Annotated in this window: 14 protein-coding genes; 10 read left to right on the top strand and 4 right to left on the bottom strand. The window is 68.4% G+C overall.

Annotation, left to right across the window (positions count from 1 at the left end):
* Positions 1-36 precede the first annotated feature (36 nt).
* Genes M5E06_RS33335 through M5E06_RS33320 form a run of 4 tightly spaced genes read left to right on the top strand, consistent with a single transcriptional unit; the run spans position 37 to position 3,259 of the window.
* Positions 37-786 carry a (Fe-S)-binding protein gene (locus M5E06_RS33335; RefSeq protein WP_109151119.1) on the top strand — a complete coding sequence of 250 codons (750 nt, stop codon included), beginning with the start codon at positions 37-39 and terminating at the stop codon, positions 784-786.
* Positions 776-2,200, top strand: a complete 1,425-nt coding sequence (locus M5E06_RS33330) for a LutB/LldF family L-lactate oxidation iron-sulfur protein (RefSeq protein ID WP_252141940.1) — start codon at positions 776-778, stop codon at positions 2,198-2,200. The genes M5E06_RS33335 and M5E06_RS33330 overlap by 11 nt, the downstream gene beginning before the upstream one ends.
* The gene (locus M5E06_RS33325; RefSeq protein ID WP_252141939.1) at positions 2,193-3,005 is read left to right on the top strand and encodes a LutC/YkgG family protein; all 813 of its coding nucleotides are present in this window, start codon (positions 2,193-2,195) and stop codon (positions 3,003-3,005) included. The genes M5E06_RS33330 and M5E06_RS33325 overlap by 8 nt, the downstream gene beginning before the upstream one ends.
* On the top strand, positions 3,002-3,259 hold the full coding sequence (locus M5E06_RS33320) for a hypothetical protein (RefSeq protein ID WP_252141938.1): 258 nt from the start codon (positions 3,002-3,004) through the stop codon (positions 3,257-3,259). Before M5E06_RS33325 ends, M5E06_RS33320 begins: the two co-directional genes overlap by 4 nt.
* On the opposite strand, the gene M5E06_RS33315 is transcribed toward M5E06_RS33320, so the two are convergent.
* Entirely contained in the window at positions 3,202-4,503 is a 1,302-nt protein-coding gene (locus M5E06_RS33315) for a D-amino acid dehydrogenase (RefSeq protein ID WP_252141937.1), read from the bottom strand. The genes M5E06_RS33320 and M5E06_RS33315 overlap by 58 nt on opposite strands.
* 329 nt (positions 4,504-4,832) lie before the next feature.
* On the opposite strand from M5E06_RS33315, the gene M5E06_RS33310 reads away from it, so the two are divergent.
* Positions 4,833-6,404: a sigma-54-dependent transcriptional regulator gene (locus M5E06_RS33310; RefSeq protein ID WP_252141936.1), complete on the top strand. Its 1,572-nt coding sequence runs from the start codon at positions 4,833-4,835 to the stop codon at positions 6,402-6,404.
* Between the two features lie 21 nt (positions 6,405-6,425).
* Here the strand turns inward: M5E06_RS33310 and M5E06_RS33305 are convergent, their stop codons facing one another.
* Together M5E06_RS33305 and M5E06_RS33300 are read right to left on the bottom strand one after the other, a co-directional pair.
* Complete coding sequence (locus M5E06_RS33305; protein WP_252141935.1) at positions 6,426-7,238, bottom strand: zinc-ribbon domain-containing protein; 813 nt, start codon at positions 7,236-7,238, stop codon at positions 6,426-6,428.
* Positions 7,239-7,372: 134 nt separating this feature from the next.
* Positions 7,373-9,022: an electron transfer flavoprotein-ubiquinone oxidoreductase gene (locus M5E06_RS33300; protein ID WP_109074265.1), complete on the bottom strand. Its 1,650-nt coding sequence runs from the start codon at positions 9,020-9,022 to the stop codon at positions 7,373-7,375.
* A 151-nt stretch (positions 9,023-9,173) separates the two neighbouring features.
* Between M5E06_RS33300 and M5E06_RS33295 the strand changes: the two genes are divergently transcribed.
* The 5 genes from M5E06_RS33295 to M5E06_RS33275 all read left to right on the top strand — a co-directional run bounded on the left by M5E06_RS33295 (position 9,174) and on the right by M5E06_RS33275 (position 15,879).
* Positions 9,174-10,067, top strand: a complete 894-nt coding sequence (locus M5E06_RS33295; protein ID WP_252141934.1) for a uracil-DNA glycosylase — start codon at positions 9,174-9,176, stop codon at positions 10,065-10,067.
* A 288-nt stretch (positions 10,068-10,355) separates the two neighbouring features.
* Entirely contained in the window at positions 10,356-12,464 is a 2,109-nt protein-coding gene (locus M5E06_RS33290) for a lytic transglycosylase domain-containing protein (RefSeq protein ID WP_252141933.1), read from the top strand.
* A gap of 54 nt (positions 12,465-12,518) precedes the next feature.
* Positions 12,519-13,055, top strand: coding sequence for a molybdenum cofactor biosynthesis protein B (gene moaB, locus M5E06_RS33285; RefSeq protein WP_252141932.1), 537 nt, complete (start codon positions 12,519-12,521; stop codon positions 13,053-13,055).
* Positions 13,052-14,068: a phosphotransferase gene (locus M5E06_RS33280; RefSeq protein ID WP_252141931.1), complete on the top strand. Its 1,017-nt coding sequence runs from the start codon at positions 13,052-13,054 to the stop codon at positions 14,066-14,068. The genes moaB and M5E06_RS33280 overlap by 4 nt, the downstream gene beginning before the upstream one ends.
* Positions 14,069-14,160: 92 nt before the next feature.
* A complete protein-coding gene (locus tag M5E06_RS33275; protein WP_252141930.1) occupies positions 14,161-15,879 on the top strand; it encodes a tetratricopeptide repeat protein in 1,719 nt (572 codons plus the stop codon).
* Positions 15,880-16,075: 196 nt separating this feature from the next.
* Here M5E06_RS33275 and M5E06_RS33270 read toward each other — a convergent pair whose 3' ends face one another.
* Complete coding sequence (locus tag M5E06_RS33270; RefSeq protein ID WP_252141929.1) at positions 16,076-16,477, bottom strand: bacteriohemerythrin; 402 nt, start codon at positions 16,475-16,477, stop codon at positions 16,076-16,078.
* Positions 16,478-16,567 lie beyond the last annotated feature (90 nt).

Genomic DNA, 16,567 nt, shown 5'->3' with positions numbered 1-16,567 from the left:
CGCCTGCCGATAAAGATATCCCTGAGGAAGCGCCCGATGCCCGCCACCCCCAAACCCACCCGGGTCTATTACTTCGGCACCTGCCTGGTCGACCTGTTCTTCCCCGACGCCGGCATGGCCGGGATCGAGCTTCTGCAATCCCAGGGCCTGACCGTCGTCTTCCCGCAGGGGCAGAGCTGCTGCGGCCAGCCCGCCTACAACTCCGGCTACCGCGCCGACGCCCTGAAGGTTGCCCGCGCGCAGCTGGACCTGTTCCCCGGCGACGACCCCATCGTCGTGCCGTCGGGCTCCTGCGCCGGCATGATGAAGAAGCACTGGCCCGACCTGTTCCGCGGCGAGCCGGACGAAGCGAAGGCGGTGCAGGTGGCGTCCCGCGTGTGGGAGCTGACCCAGTTCCTGGTCCATGTGCTGGACGTCCAACTCACCGACAAGGGCGAGCCGGTGCGCGTCACCTGGCATGCCTCCTGCCATGCCCAACGCGAGATGGGCGTGGTGGAGGAGCCGAAGGCGCTGCTGCGCCAGCTCGCCAATGTCGAGCTGGTGGAGTTGAAGCGGGAGAAGGAATGCTGCGGCTTCGGCGGCACCTTCGCCGTGCGTCATCCGGAGATCTCCGCCGCGATGGTCGGCGACAAGGTGGCGGACATCGAGGGCACCGGCGCCGCCCGCGTGGTGTCGGGCGATTGCGGGTGCCTGTTGAACATCACCGGCGCGTTGGAAGCCGGAGCCAAGGCCGCGCGCGGCCAGCACATCGCCCAGTTCCTGAAGGAGCGCATCCATGGACGGTAACGTACCGGATTTCGCCGCTGCCTCCCGCGCGGCGCTGGCCGACCCGCAGCTGCGCGGCAATTTCCGCCGCGCCATGGACGGGCTGATGACCAAGCGCGCCGCCCAGTTCTCTAACGCGGGCGAATGGCATGGCGTGCGGGCGCTGGCCGCCTCGGTCCGGCTGCGCGCCCTGTCGAAGCTGCCGGAACTGCTGGAAAAGCTGGAGGAGAACTGCACCCGCAACGGCATCACCGTCCATTGGGCCGCCACGACGGACGAGGCCAACGCCATCGCGCTCGACATCCTGCACAAGGCGAACGCCAAGCTGGTGGTCAAGGGCAAGTCGATGGTGACGGAGGAGATGCACCTGAACGCCGTGCTGGAAAAGGACGGTATTGAGGTGCTGGAAAGCGATCTCGGCGAATACATCGTGCAGCTGGACGGCACCATGCCGTCGCACATCATCATGCCGGCGATCCACCTGAACACCAAACAGATCGCTCATCTGTTCAAGCGCAAGATCAAGGATGCCGAAAGCCGGGAGGACGCGGCCTATCTGACCGACCTCGCCCGCCGTGTGCTGCGCGCCAAGTTCCAGGCCGCCGATGTCGGCATGTCCGGCGTCAACGCGGCGGTGGCGGAGACCGGTACCCTCTGCCTGATCGAGAATGAGGGCAACGGCCGCATGTGCACCACGGTGCCGCCGGTCCACATCGCCTTCATGGGGCTGGAAAAGGTGGTGGAAAAGCTGGAGGACGTGCCGCCGGTCATCAGCCTGCTGCCACGCTCCGCCACCGGCCAGCCGATCACCACCTACGTCAACATGATCTCCGGCCCACGCAAGGACGGCGAGAAGGACGGCCCGCGCGAGGTGCATCTGGTCATCCTCGACAATGGCCGATCCAGCATCTACGCCGACCCGGAACTGCGCGACACGCTGCGCTGCATCCGCTGCGGCGCCTGCATGAACCATTGCCCGGTCTACACCCAGGTCGGCGGCCATGCCTATGAGGCGCCCTATCCGGGTCCGATCGGCAAGATCCTGGTGCCGCAGATCGAGGGGCTGGCCAAGCGCGGCGCCATGCCCCACGCCTGCACCATGTGCAACGCCTGCGTCGAGATCTGCCCGGTGAAGATCCCAATCGTCGAGATCATGGGACGCTTGCGGGTGGAAGCGGTGAAGCCCGGCGGTGCGGTGAAGGATGGCGGCGCCAAGGCCAGCCGTGCGGAATCGATGGTGTGGAGCGGCTGGGCGGCGATGAACGCCTCCCCAACCGCCTACCGCATCGCCACGCTGGCAATGAGCAAGCTCGGCAACGCGGCGCCGTCGTCGCTGCCCATGCTGAAGGAGTGGACGAACGTCCGCACCAAGCCGCGCTTCGCCGGCCGCACCCTGCACGACCTCGCCCGCGCCAAGGGGATTCCCGATGTCTGACGCCCGCAACTCGATCCTGACGAAGCTGCGCGCCACCCGCGACGCCCATCCGCTGACACCGCCCCCGTCGGACTTCGCGCCGATCGAGACGAAGCACTGGGCGGAGGAGGAGCGCCTGCCCCGCATTCGCCGCCTGATGGAGGCGGTGCACACGGAGTTCATTGAGGCGACAGAGGCCGAATGGCCGGCGGTGCTGCGCGAGTTCCTGGCACAGGAGGGTGTGGGGTCGTTGATGTATGCGCCGGGGACTGGGGCGGGGAAGACGTTGGTCGAGGGGTGGGACGCCACATCTACTGCACCGAAATCCCCCTCTCCCCCCCGGGGAGAGGGTCGGGGTGAGGGGGACGCATCGCATGATTCTCCCGAAGGTCCCGCCGCGCATCCCCCTCACCCTAACCCTCTCCCCAGGGGGGAGAGGGAATTTGAAGGGATGGGAGAGGGTCCGGTTCTCATCCCCTACGACCGCTCTCTCGAAGACATCAAGCCCCAGCTGTTCGAGTCCATCGAGGCCGGCCTGACCACCACCCGTGGCGCCATCGCCGAAACCGGAAGCCTGATCCTGTGGCCGACGGCGGACGAGCCGCGCACCCTCTCGCTCGTCCCGCACATCCACATCGCAATCCTGCGCACCGATGCCCTTTACGACACTTTCCTGCAGGCCATGCGCGAGCAGGGATGGGCACAGGCGATGCCGACCAACGCGCTGCTGGTGTCCGGCCCCAGCAAAACCGCCGACATCGAGCAGACGCTGGCCTACGGCGTCCACGGTCCGAAGCGGCTGATCGTGCTGGTGGTCCACCCATGACGGCCCGCCCGGCGAACGAGCCGGCGGCCCGGCTCTACGAGGCGATCCTGCATCTCAGGCGCCTCGGCCACCGGGTGGAGAAATGCGAAGGGCGGCGCGGGCGACATCGGCTGGATGGGGCCGAGATCACCGACGCCGCCCTTCTTGAGCTGGCGATGACCCGCGTCCGCCGGGCGGCGCGGGTCACATATTCAGGTCAGGCCGGACGCACCGCCGCCGGGCGGGATACCGCCACCGACGGCTTGCGGCCGTAGCGCTCGACGCTCAGCCCGTCCATGTCGATTTCGGTCCGGCGGCCGCTGACCACGTCGGCCAGCACGCGGGCGGAGCCGGCGGACATGGTCCAGCCCAGCGTGCCGTGGCCGGTGTTGAGGTACAGGTTGCGGATATGGGTCGGCCCCAGGATCGGCGTGCCGTCCGGCGTGTTCGGGCGCAGGCCGGTCCAGAACTCCGCCTTCGACAGGTCGCCGCCGTTGGGGAACAGGTCGCTGACCACATGATCCAGCGGCCCACGGCGGCTCTCGCGCAGGGTCAGGTCGAATCCGGACAGCTCCGCCGTGCCGCCGACGCGGATGCGGTCGCCGAGCCGGGTGACGGCGATCTTGTGCGTCTCGTCCATCACCGTCGATTCCGGCGCGTGGGCAGCGTCGGTGATCGGCAGGGTCAACGAATAACCCTTCACCGGATAGACCGGCAGGTCGATGCCCAGCGGCTTCACCAGCATGGGCGAATAGCTGCCCATGGCGACGATGTAGCTGTCGGCGGTCAGCGTGCCCTGGTCGGTCAGCACGCCGGTGATCTTGCGACCGTCGCTCTCCAGGCCGCGGATGGAGACGCCGTAACGGAACTCCACCCCACGCTTGGCGGCATAGGCGGCTAGCTTGTTGGTGAACTGGAAGCAGTCGCCGGTCTCGTCGCCCGGCAGGTGCAGCGCGCCGACCAGCTTGTCCTTCACATGGGCCAGCGCCGGCTCGACCGAGGTCAGGCCATCGCGGTCGAACAGGCTATAGGGGACGCCGTAGCGCTCCAGCACCGCCATGTCGTAGCCGGCGGCGTCCATCTGCTTTTGGGTGCGGAAGACCTGCAGAGTGCCCTGGGTGCGCTCGTCATAGGTGATGCCGGTCTCGGCGCGCAGAGCCTTCAGGCAGTCGCGGCTGTATTCGGCAACGCGGACCATGCGGCTCTTGTTCAGCTGGTAGCTCGCCTCGTTGGCGTTGGCCAGCAGCTTCAGGCACCACGACCACATCGCCGGATCCAGCTTCGGCCGGATCACCAGCGGCGAGTGCTTCATCATCATCCACTTGGCGGCCTTCAGCATCAGCCCCGGCGCCGCCCAGGGAGCGGAATAGCCCGGCGACACCTCGCCCGCGTTGGCGTAGCTGGTCTCCAGCGCCGGGCCGGCCTGACGGTCGATGACGGTCACCTCATGCCCGGCGCGCGCCAGATAATAGGCGGTGGTGACACCGATGACGCCGCTGCCCAGAACGATCACGCGCATGAGACTGGCTCCCAAGGGGATGGATGACTTCGCTTGGGGAAGTGGATCGCAAACTGTGTGCCAGACGGGAAAATGGCGGATTTGCTGAGGTGCGGGGGGAGGGGTGGAGCGTGGAGTGTATGCAGATGTTTACAGCATGAGGGGTTTTTGGACGCAGAGTGTTGGAAATCATGGAATTTTTGCAGTGTAAAGATTTTGATACGGCGTAATGATGCGTGTACAGTGGGTGCCGGGAGCCCCCTCCCTAACCCTCCCCCGCTGGCGCGGGAGAGGGAACTGCCGCCGCTTCGCATAAGGCACCCTCTCCCGCGGAGCGGGGGAGGGCTGGGGTGGGGGCAATCGACACCTCCCACTCCGAACGCTCCACCCCCATGCGCATCGAAGTCACCTTCACCGACCGCGTCGGTATCGCCCATGAGATCCTCGCCGTGCTGGCGCTGCGCCGCCTGAACGTCGTCGGCGTCGAGGTCGACCCGCCGCTGATCCACATCGACGCTCCAGGCCTCGATCCGGCGGCGCTGCCGGCCCTGTCCGACGCGCTGCGCACCATCGCCGGGGTGCGATCGGTGGCGGCCATCGACATGCTGCCGGGCACACGGCGGCGGCTGCATCTGGATGCGCTGCTCGCCGCCCTGCCCGACCCGGTGCTGGCGGTGGACCGTACCGGGCGTGTCGTGGTGGCGAGCACCGCCGCGGCCCAGGTCGCGGGATTGCCGGAGTCGCGCCTCGCCGGGCTTGATATTGGCGAACTCTTCGGCGAACCGGAATTGACGCGCGAACTGACCACCGGGGGCTTCCGCATGTCGGGCCGCGAGGTGACGCTGAACGGCCAGCCCTTCCTGCTGGAGGTGACGCCCATCGTCGATGTCGAAGCGGCAGGCGCGGTCATCACCCTGTTCACCCCGTCGCGTCTGGGCGAACGGCTGGACGCGATCCAGAATTTCGATGAGGGCGGCTTCGACCGCATCCTCGGCGAGTCGCCACCGGTCAGGGCGCTGAAGGCACGGGCCGCGCGGGTCGCCGCGATGGAGGCGCCACTGCTGATCCTGGGCGAGACCGGCACCGGCAAGGAGCTGATCGCCCATGCCTGCCACCGCGCCAGCCCGCGCCGCGACAAACCCTTCCTGGCGCTGAACTGCGCCGCCGTGCCGGAGAATCTGGCGGAGAGCGAGCTGTTCGGCTACGCCCCCGGCTCCTTCACCGGGGCGCAGCGCGGCGGCAAGCCCGGTCTGCTGGAACTCGCCCATGGCGGCACGGTGTTCCTCGACGAGATCGGCGAGATGTCGGCCTATCTCCAGGCCAAGCTGCTGCGCTTCCTCAATGACGGCAGCTTCCGCCGGGTGGGCGGCGAGCGCGAGCAGAAGGTGGATGTCCGCGTCATCAGCGCCACCCACCGCTCGCTGGAGGCGATGGTCGCCGACCACAGCTTCCGCGAGGATCTGTTCTACCGCCTGAACGTGCTGTCGCTGAGCGTCCCGCCCTTGCGCGAGCGCGGCCATGACATCCTGCTGCTGGCCCGCCATTTCATCGCCCGCGCCGCCGCGCAGGCCCGCCGACCGCCCGGTCGTTTGACTCCGGCGGCGGCGGCGGCGCTGCTCGCCAACCGCTGGCCCGGCAACGTCCGCCAGTTGGAGAACGTCATCTTCCGCGCCATGACCATGAGCGACGGCGGGGCGCTGGACGCCGCAGACCTGGAACTGGCCGGCGCCGGCATGCAGTCGGCCGGGGTGCCGGCGGAAGAGGCCGACAGCTGGGAGGATGCGGTGGAGGGGTTCGAGCGGACGTTGCTGCGCCGGCTCTATCCGCGCTTCCCGTCCAGCCGCAAGTTGGCCGCACGGCTGAACACCTCGCACACGATGATCGCCAACAAGCTGCGGAAATACGGCATTCCGGAGCGGTGACCCACCGGTCAGAGGTACGGGTCAGTGGCCGCTGGCGTGCCCCGATGCCTTGGCCGGAGCGGCATGGCTGTCCGCCGCCGGCTTGGCGTGGCCGGCTGCCTTCTCCGGGGCCTTCTCGGCCGGTTTCTCGGCAGCAGGGGGTTCCAGTCCGGGGGGCGGGCCGCCGAAGGTGATGGTCACCTCGGTCACCGGGCCGGGATCGGGCTGGCTGTGGTGGAAGTTCGCCGATGCGCCGGGGCCGAGCGTCTCGGCCGACGGCTCAATGGTCCAGCTCTGCAGCAGCTTGTGCTCGGGACCGAAGGTGATGACGCGCAGCGGCGGCAGGGTGCGCTCGACCTCGGTGCCGTTGGCGACCTCGCCGTCGAGCAGCAGGACGGTGGTTCCGCCCTCGATCTTCTGTTCGGAACGAATGTTGCGCAACTCCAGCCCGAAGCCCGGCGGCTCGGCCGGCATGCCGAGGGTGTCATAGAGCAATGCTGCGGGCGGCCAGCTGCGGACGATGGCGTCGCGGCCGAAGTAGGCGCCGGCAGCGGCCCCGGCGACCAGCAATCCCAGCACGACGAAACCGATCACCGTGCTGCGCGCCGGCTTGGCGCGCGGGGCCTTCGGCGGCTTGACCTTGGTCTTGGCGGCAGTCTTGGCGGCGGGCTTGGTGGGATTGGCCGGCCGGATTTCCGTCAGGGCGTCGGGAACCACATCATCGGGTTCCGGCCGATCGGGCATCTGCCACCATGTGTGGCCGCAGCGGGCGCAGCGAACCTTCCGGCCGTCCTGGCCGAGCGACTCGTCGGACAGGGTGTAGCGCGTCGAGCAGGTCGGACAGGAAACGATCATCGCGCCGTCGCAGAAAGGTTACCCCCTGCCTTATAGATAGGAGTGGCCCCCGGCGCAACCGACACCCGACTGTCGGCCTTGCCCTCTCCCCAACCCTCCCCCGCTCACGCGGGAGAGGGAGAGACAAAAGCGCCTTACATGCCGCCCGGATAGTTCGGGCCCCCGCCGCCTTCCGGCACGACCCAGTTGATGTTCTGGGTGGGGTCCTTGATGTCGCAGGTCTTGCAGTGGACGCAGTTCTGCGCGTTGATCTGCAGGCGCGGGTCGCTGCCGTCGTCGTTGCGGACGATCTCGTACACACCGGCCGGGCAATAGCGCTGCTCCGGCGCGTCGTAGAGCGCCAGATTGACGCTGATCGGGACCGATTTGTCCTTCAGCGTCAGGTGCGGCGGCTGGTCTTCCTCATGGTTGGTGTTGGAGAGGTAGACCGAGGACAGGCGGTCGAAGCTGACCTTGCCGTCCGGCTTGGGGTAGGCGATCTTCGGCGCCTCGCTGGCCTTCACCAGGGTGGTGTGGTCGGCGTGGTGCTTCAGCGTCCAGGGCGACTTGCCCTTCAACGCCGTCTCGTAAGCGGCATTGGCCAGACCGGCCCACAGGCCCTTCTGGAAGCCGGGGCGGATGTTGCGCACCGCGTAAAGTTCCGGCCAGACCCAGGACTGCTTCAGCCGCTCCGGATAGGCGATGACCTCCGGGCCATTGTCGTTGCCGCCGGTCAGGTGGTCGAACACCGCCTCGGCCGCGACCATGCCCGACTTCATGGCGGTGTGGTTGCCCTTGATCTTCGGCACGTTCAGGAAGCCGGCACCGTCGCCGATGAGGAGGCCGCCGGGGAAGGTCAGCTTCGGGATCGACTGGAAGCCGCCCTCCGACAAAGCGCGGGCGCCATAGGCCAGACGCCGGCCGCCTTCGAAGGTCGGGCGGATCGCCGGGTGGGTCTTGTAGCGTTGGAACTCCTCGAACGGGCTCATGTGCGGGTTCCAGTAGTCGAGGCCGACGACGAAGCCGACCGACACCAGATTCCCTTCCATGTGATACAGCCACGACCCGCCATAGGTCTTAGGGTCCATCGGCCAGCCGATGGTGTGGACGATCAGGCCCGGCTTCGACTGCGACGGGTCGACCTCCCACAGCTCCTTGATGCCGATGCCGTAGGTCTGCGGCTGGCAATCGCGGCGCAGGTCGAACTTCTCGAACAGGGTCTTGGTCAGAGAGCCGCGGCAGCCCTCGGCGAAGATGGTCTGCTTGGCGTGCAGTTCCATGCCCGGCGTGTAGTTGCCGGTCTTCTCGCCGTCCTTGCCGATGCCCATGTCGCCGGTGGCGACGCCCTTCACCGCGCCCTTGTCGTCATACAGCACCTCGGCCGCGGCGAAGCCGGGGTAGATCTCCACCCCCAGTTCCTCGGCCTGGGTCGCCATCCAGCGGGCCAGATTGCCCAGGCTGATGATGTAGTTGCCGTGATTGTTCATCTGCGGCGGAGCGAAGGGCGACTTGTAGGCCTTCGTTTCCGTCAGGAAGAGGAAATGATCCTCTTGAGCCTTGGTGGTGAGGGGAGCGCCCTTTTCCTTCCAGTCCGGGATCAGCTCGTCCAGCGCATGCGGTTCGAAGACGGCACCGGACAGCAGGTGGGCGCCCACCTCCGACCCCTTCTCGATCACGCAGACGCTAAGCTCCTGGCCGCTTTCGACCGCGCGCTGCCGCAGGCGGATCGCCGCACTCAGGCCCGACGGGCCGGCGCCGACGATCAGAACATCGTATTCCATGACCTCGCGCGGTTCGCGTTCCATCACCACACTCCCCCACCGTCTTGTTTTGGTACTGTTTCCCTCGGGACGCCCTATGGTGTTTTGCGGGCGCGTGCTTGTAGCACGGTTTGCGCCGCACCCAAATTGGGTATCTGGACATGTAAGACCACACGATCTGTGGTAAGGTCAAACGATGATTGACGTATGCGACATCCTAGACGCGCTGCGCTGGCATGCCGACATCGGCTGCGACGAGGCCATCGGTGACGAGCCGACCGACTGGGCCACTCTCACCGCCCGGCCGGCGGCGCGGGCGTTGCCTTCGGGCGCACCCGCGGCCGGCATGGCACCCGGTGCCGCCATGGCGCGCCCGCCCGCACCGACTCGGGCACCCGCCCCTGCGACCCCAGCCGCAGCACGTCCGGCCGCCCTCTTCGCCTCCCCCGACCAGCCGCTGGGCGCCAGCGAGGCCGGCATCCAGGCCCGTGCCAGGGCCGGAGAGGCGCAGACGCTGGAGGCGCTGGAAGCGGCGCTGCGCAGCTTCGACGGCTGTCCGCTGAAAGCCACCGCGATGAACACCGTCTTCGCCGACGGCAACCCGCAGGCCCCGGTGATGCTGATCGGCGAGGCGCCGGGCGAGGATGAGGACCGGCAGGGCAAACCCTTCGTCGGGGTCAGCGGCAAGCTGCTGGACCGCATGCTGGCCCAGATCGGGCTGGACCGCGGCAAGGTCTACATCGCCAACATCCTGCCCTGGCGCCCGCCCGGCAACCGCAGCCCGACCCAGGCGGAAATCGCCGCTTGCCTGCCCTTTCTGGAACGGCATGTCGAGCTGGTGCGGCCGAAGCTGCTGGTGGCGCTGGGCGGAGTGTCGGCCAAGACCCTGCTGAACCGGGCGGAGGGAATCACCCGCCTGCGCGGGCAGTGGAAGACCTATGAAGTCGCGGGAACAGCGGTTCCGCTGATGCCGATGCTCCATCCGGCGTACCTCTTGCGCAATCCTATCGCAAAGCGGGAAGCGTGGCGGGACATGCTTGCGTTGCAGCAAAGGATCGGCGAAGAAGGCATCAAGTATTCCCAAGACTAAAAACGATGTCACAGCGCTGGCTAAATCGTTCGTATGACTGCGGTCGTCGTGCAGCACAAATGCCGTCAACCCATGCCGAAAGGCACCTTCCCAACGGGCTAGAGCCTTTTTTCCAGGCTTGTTAAGCCGTTGTAACATCTGCCGAATACCAGCCATGACACATTCCGTGCGAATCCGTTGCTTGCGGTTCGCGCGGTCGTGGGGTATCCCGGAGCCATGCTCCGGATATTTTGCAGTGCAGCATACCGGGTCGCGATCGCGGCCCCGCTGCGGCGGAACCTTCTGGGGGTGCTGGGTCTCACGGTGGCTTTCACCCTGGGACCCGACGGCGCGGTCGGGTTCCGGCCCGCTTGCGCCGCCCTCATCATCCACGCGCCGGACGGTCACGCCGTCGTCCCGCCCGGCGGGGATTCCGTGCCTGACCCCGACAGCCCCGTTTTCGGCGAATCGCTTGGCGATCCGGCCGCGGGGCTCCCCGAAATTGCAGCCCCCGAGTCCACCGACGACACCCCGTCGGCGGCCCCCACGGTGAATGAGGCTCCCAACCCTGCCGGCGTCCCGCTTCTGCTCGCAGCCGACGCCGATGCCCGCGCCGTCCAGCTGGACGAAGAGGATGCCGCCCGTTACCGCCGCATCTTCGCGGCGCAGGAGCGGGCGGACTGGGACGCCGCCGATGCCGAGATGGCGAAGCTGAAGGACCGCCGTCTGGTCGGCTATGTCCTGCGCCAGCGCTATCTCCACCCCGACCGCAAGGCCAGCTACGAGGAACTCGCCCGCTGGATGCAGGATTACGGCGACCTCGCCGGGGCGGAGCGGATCCACAGCCTCGCCCAGAAGCGCCAGCCCGCCGGCCAAAAGGCGCCGAAGCCGCCACGGGGCGAGGAGCGCGTGCGCCTCGTCGGATCGCTGGAGCGGCTGGGTGGCTTGCGCACCGTCGCCAGCAACGAAGACGACGATGACGACAGCGTCACCGTCGCTCCGCGCAGCCGCACCGTTTCCCGCGCCCGCAGCGACCGCGCGGCGGTGGCCCGGGTCGAGGAGCTGCTGCGGTCCGGCCGCACCGCCTCCGCCCTGAGCCTGCTGGGCCAGGACGAGTTCGGCGGCAAGCTCGACACCGTGCAGTATGACGCCGCCCGCGCCCGCATCGCCGCATCCCTCTTTTATTCCGGCGAGACGGCGCAGGCGCTGACTCTCGCCTCGGCCAGTGCCGCGCGGTCGGGCGACATGCTGCCGGAAGCGCACTGGATCGCCGGGCTCGCCGCTTGGCGGCTGAAGCAGACAGACCGGGCCGCCCGCCATTTCGAAGGCATGGCCGCGGCCGGCCCGCGCTCCCCCTGGAAGGCCGCGGCGGCCGACTACTGGGCCGCCCGGGCGCTGGCCCGCAAGCCGGGCAAGGAGAAGGAGGCGGCCGAGCATCTGGCCGCAGCCGCCCGCTATCCGCACACCTTCTATGGCCTGATCGCGCTGCGCACCATGGACGGGCTGGAAAAAGTGCATTGGCAGGCGCCGGAACTGACCGGACGCCAGTTGGCGGCGATGGCGGCCAAGCCGGCCGGCTCCCGCGCCATCGCCCTGCTCCAGGCCGGTCAGCGCGAGTTGGCGGGAATGGAGCTGCAACGCATCGATCCGCAGGGCGACCAACTGGTCGAACAGGCGATGGTGGCGCTGACCGACCGCGCCGGCGTGGCTTCGCTGTCCCTGCGGCTGGGCAATGCGGTGGCCGGGCCGGACGGCGCACCCTATGCCGCGGCGCTCTACCCGCTGCCGCACTGGAAGCCGCGCGACGGCTTCGCGCTGGACCGCGCGCTGGTCTTCGCGGTGATGCGCCAGGAATCGCGCTTCGACCCGCGTCTGGTCAGCTCCGCCGGGGCGACCGGGCTGATGCAGATCCTGCCCAGCACCGCCCAGCATGTGCGTGAACGCAACGCCGACATCGGTAGCGATGACGCCAGCCGCGACGCGCTGTTCGATCCGTCCCGCAACATGGAGCTGGGCCAGCGCTACCTGTCGGAGCTGCTGGGCATGCCGGAAATCGACGGCAACCTGTTCCTGGCCGCCGCCGCCTACAATGCCGGGCCGGGCAATCTGGCGCGCTGGCGGCGCGATCTCAGCGACATCACCGATCCACTGCTGTTCATCGAAAGCCTTTCCTTCGGCGAGACACGCGACTATGTGGAGAAGGTGATGGCGAACTTCTGGATCTACCGGCTGCGGCTGGGCCAGGAGACCGCGTCGCTCACCGCCGTCGCCGATGGGAAATGGCCGACCTACACCCCGGTGGAGGCCCGCCCGACCGAGGTGGCGACCCGTCCGGACTCGCTGCCCGCGGTGAAGCCGGCGACCCCCGTCGCGGTGGAAACGGTGGCGGAGCGGGGAGAGGCCAGCCCGACACCCTGACCGCCGGCGCCCCCTTGTCGGGCTCCGGCCCGACATGAGGACACGCCTGCCGCCATGCCGAAGATCGACGAGAACCGCCCCTTCCTTCCCGTGAACATCGCCGTGGTGACGGTGTCCGATACCCGCAGCGCCGCCGACGACCGTTCCGGCGACGCGCTGGCGGAGCGGATCGCCGGCGCCGGGCACAGGGTCGCCGCCCGCACCATCGTTCGGGACGACATCGCGGCGATCCGCGCGCAGGTCCAGGCCTATATCGCCGATCCGCAGATCGACGTGGTGCTGACCACCGGCGGCACAGGTGTCACCGGCCGCGACGTGACGCCGGAAGCGGTCGAGGCGCTCTATGAAAAGGCGATCCCCGGCTTCGGCGAGCTGTTCCGCTATCTCAGCTATGCCAAGGTCGGCACCTCCACCATCCAGAGCCGGGCGACCGGCGGCGTCGCCAACGGCACCTACATCTTCGCCCTGCCCGGCTCGCCCAGCGCCTGCCGCGACGCCTGGGACGACATCCTGGTCTGGCAGCTCGACAACCGCCACCGTCCCTGCAACCTCGTGGAGCTGATGCCCCGCCTGCGCGAGCATATGGCGTGAGCGGACCGGCTGGATTCTCGATCGAGGCCCTGCACGATGCGCTGACGCGGCTTCCGCGCCTTGCCGACCTGCCGGCCGACGCGCTGGAGCCGATGCCGCTGAAGGGCGTCGCCCACGACCATGTGCGGCTGCGCGGCCGGCTGCTGGTCGCCCGCATTCCGCGCTGGAGCCAACTCGGCCTCGACGCCTGGACGGCGCTGGAGCGACAGGCCACCGCTTTCCAGCGGGCCGAGCCGTCGGGCCACACCCCGCGCTTCGCCGGCCTGCTGCCGCCGGGAGAGGGGTTGCCACTGGGTGCCCTGGTGGTGGGCGAGGTGGAGGGGCGCACCCCCACCCTGCCCGACGACATGCCGGCCATCGCCCGCGCCCTTGCCGCCCTGCACCGCATGGCACCGCCGGATTTCTACGAACCGCTTCCCGCCCCGCCCGATCCGGTCGCCGCCTTGCTGGCCCAGGTCGAACGACAGGCGGAATGGTTCGACCGCGCCGATCTGTCGACCGAGGCGCGCGCGCTGATCGCGGAGGAGCTTGCCGCCGCCCGCGCCGGCGACCTTGCCCCGCCGCGAGAGACCCCGATGCCACTGACCGCGGTCGGGGTGGACGTACATCCCGGCAATTTCCTGATCGATGCCCACGGCAAGGCGTGGTTCACCGACCTGGAAAAGCTGCAATACGGCCACCCGGCCAGCGATCTCGCCCATGCCAGCCTCTACACCTCGACCAAATGGGATCCGGAGGTGAATGCGGAGCTGACCCCGGCCGACGTCGACGCCTTCATCGAAGCCTGGACCATCGCGGTTCCGGGCGACCTCGCCAACGAAGTGCGGCCATGGCTGAAGCCGCTGCGCCGGCTGACATGGCTGCGCACCTTGTCCTGGATGGCCCGCTGGTCGGTCGAGGGCGCCACCCTGTCGCCCGGCATGCCGGAACATCTCCGTGCCCACATGGACGCCCACGCCACCGACATCCTGCGCCCGGAGCGGATTGAACAGGTGCGGCGGGAGTGGCGGTAGCGGTTGCGAAAAGGGGACTCGCACGAAAGTCTCTTGCCCGCGCCCTGCCGAAGATGATGGGATAGCGACTCGGAAAACGAGGTGACGAGAGCATGACGAGTGTGCGACGCCGGTTGCAGCCGATCTCCCTGGCCGTTCTGATGGCCGGGACCACCCTGGTGCCGGCCTTTGCCGCCGGGCCTGGGGCTGGCTTGGCTGCGGATGACGGCACCGGTTCCGCCACCGGCAGCTATCTGGCCGGCCGCTACGCCCAGCACCAGGACGATTGGACGGCGGCGGCGCGCTTCACCGCACAGGCTCTGGACGCCGATCCGGACGACCCCGCCCTGCTGCGCCGCACCTTCCTGCTGCGGTTGGGCGAGGGCCGGATCGACACGGCGATCGGCTACGCCAGCCGTCTGCTCGATGAAAAGGGCGAGCCGCAGATGGCGCTGACCCTGCTGGCCGCCGACGCGCTGGCCAAGGGCAAGCTGGACGAGGCCGACGGCTATGCCGCCCGCCTGCCCACCGACGGACTCGGCCGGTTCCTGACGCCGCTGACCCGCGCCTGGCTGGCAACGGCCCGCGGCAAGACGGACGAGGCGCTGACGGCGTTGCAGCCGCTGTCCGGCGTGCAGGGCTTCGAAGCGCTCTACAACCTGCATGCCGGACTGATCCTCGACCTCGCCGGTCGCAACGACGAGGCGGCGGCCCGCTACGCGAAGGTGACGGAGACGGACGCACCGTTGCGCGTCGTGCAGATCGTCGGCAGCTTCATGACCCGCACCGGCCGCAAGGATGAAGCCCGCAAGCTCTACGAGGCCTTCCAGGGCAGCAACCCCGACGGGCTGCTGGTGGAGCCGGCGCTGGCCGCAATGGCGAACGCCCCGTCGGACACCCGCCCGGTCCCCGATGCCCGTTCCGGCCTTGCCGAGGCGCTGTTCGATCTGGGCAGCGCACTGCATCATGAGAATGCCGACGAGCCGGCGCTGCTGTTCGGCCGCATCGCCCTGCACCTGCGCGGCGATCTGGCGCTCGCCCATCTGATGATCGGCGACATCACCGCGTCGCGTGACCATCACGAGGAGGCGCTGGCTGCCTATAAGCAGTTGGAGAAGGACCCGCTGCTGGGCTGGACCGCCCGCATGCGCGAGGCCGACAGCCTCGCCCGCATGGAGCGCAACGACGAGGCCATCGCGATCCTCAAGGATCTGGCCGCCGAACGGCCGGAGCGCACCGACGCCATCACCCGCCTTGGCGACATCTATCGCTACGCCAAGCGCTATGCCGAGGCGATCCCCGCCTACACCACGGCGCTGGAGCGGATCGGCACGCCGCAGGAGCGGCATTGGCCGCTGCTGTACGCCCGCGCCATGTGCTACGAGAAGACCAAGCAATGGCCGCAGGCCGAAGCCGACCTGCAGACGGCGCTGAAGCTGCGGCCGGACGAACCGTCGCTGCTCAACTTCCTCGGCTACAGCTGGATCGACCGCGGCGAGCATCTGGACAAGGCCAGGGCGATGGTCGAGCGCGCGGTGGAACTGCGCCCGCGCGACGGCTACATCGTCGACAGCCTGGGCTGGGCGCTCTACACGCTAGGCGACTATGAGGCCGCCGTCGCCAAGCTGGAGCGTGCTGTGGAGTTGAAGCCGGTCGATCCGACCATCAACGACCATCTCGGCGATGCCTATTGGCGGGCCGGCCGCCGCAATGAAGCCCGATTCCAGTGGATGCGCGCATTGCGCAGCGCCGACGACGACACCGACAAGGCCGCCATCCAGGCCAAGCTGGACAAGGGCCTGCCGGAGCAGAAGGCCGCCGCAAAGCAGTGAGTGAACGCCCTCTCCCCGGAGCGGTAACCCTCTCCCCCCCGGGGAGAGGGCTGGGTGAGGGGGATGCACAGGGTGGATTCCGGGATAGGCAAAGCGCGTTTCAGCAGATCGACGCCTCGCCGCGCGCCCCCCTCACCCTAACCCTCTCCCCGGGAGGGGAGAGGGGACTTCTGCCTCTTCGGGGATATGCGAAGTGCTACTGCACCCCCACATAGGGCTTGTACAGGCTGTCGGTCTGCTGGATGTGCTCCACGAACCAGTCCTTCAGCAGCAGGATCAGGTCCATGCGCAGCATCGTGGGATTGTCGCCGTCAAAGTCGCGGGCCAGCTTTTCCACCTCGTCGGCGAAATAGCGGTGGGCGGCGAGGTGGCCGTCCAATTCGGGATAGCCGCAGCGTTCCATCATCGCCTCCTCCCGTGCGAAATGGACGGCGACATAATCGCGGAGGCTGGCGAGCAGACTGGACAGCTCCTCCCGGTTGGCGGGGGTGATGCCGCTTTCCAGCAGACCGTTGAACAGGTCGAGAAGGCGCCGGTGCTCGTCGTCGAGCACGGGCACGCCGACGCTCATGGACTTGTCCCAGACGACGTAGCTCATCGCAGCGATCTCCCCCCTCGCGACCCGCGATCGCAGGCGCATCCCGCGGACTGAGGCGGTTGCGGCCGGCCATGGCTGGGTTGTGGACAT

This window comes from Azospirillum sp. A1-3, from assembly GCF_023806445.1.
Lineage (GTDB): Bacteria > Pseudomonadota > Alphaproteobacteria > Azospirillales > Azospirillaceae > Azospirillum.
Note: the sequence above shows the minus strand (reverse complement) of the source record. Positions and strands in the feature narration are given on the sequence as shown.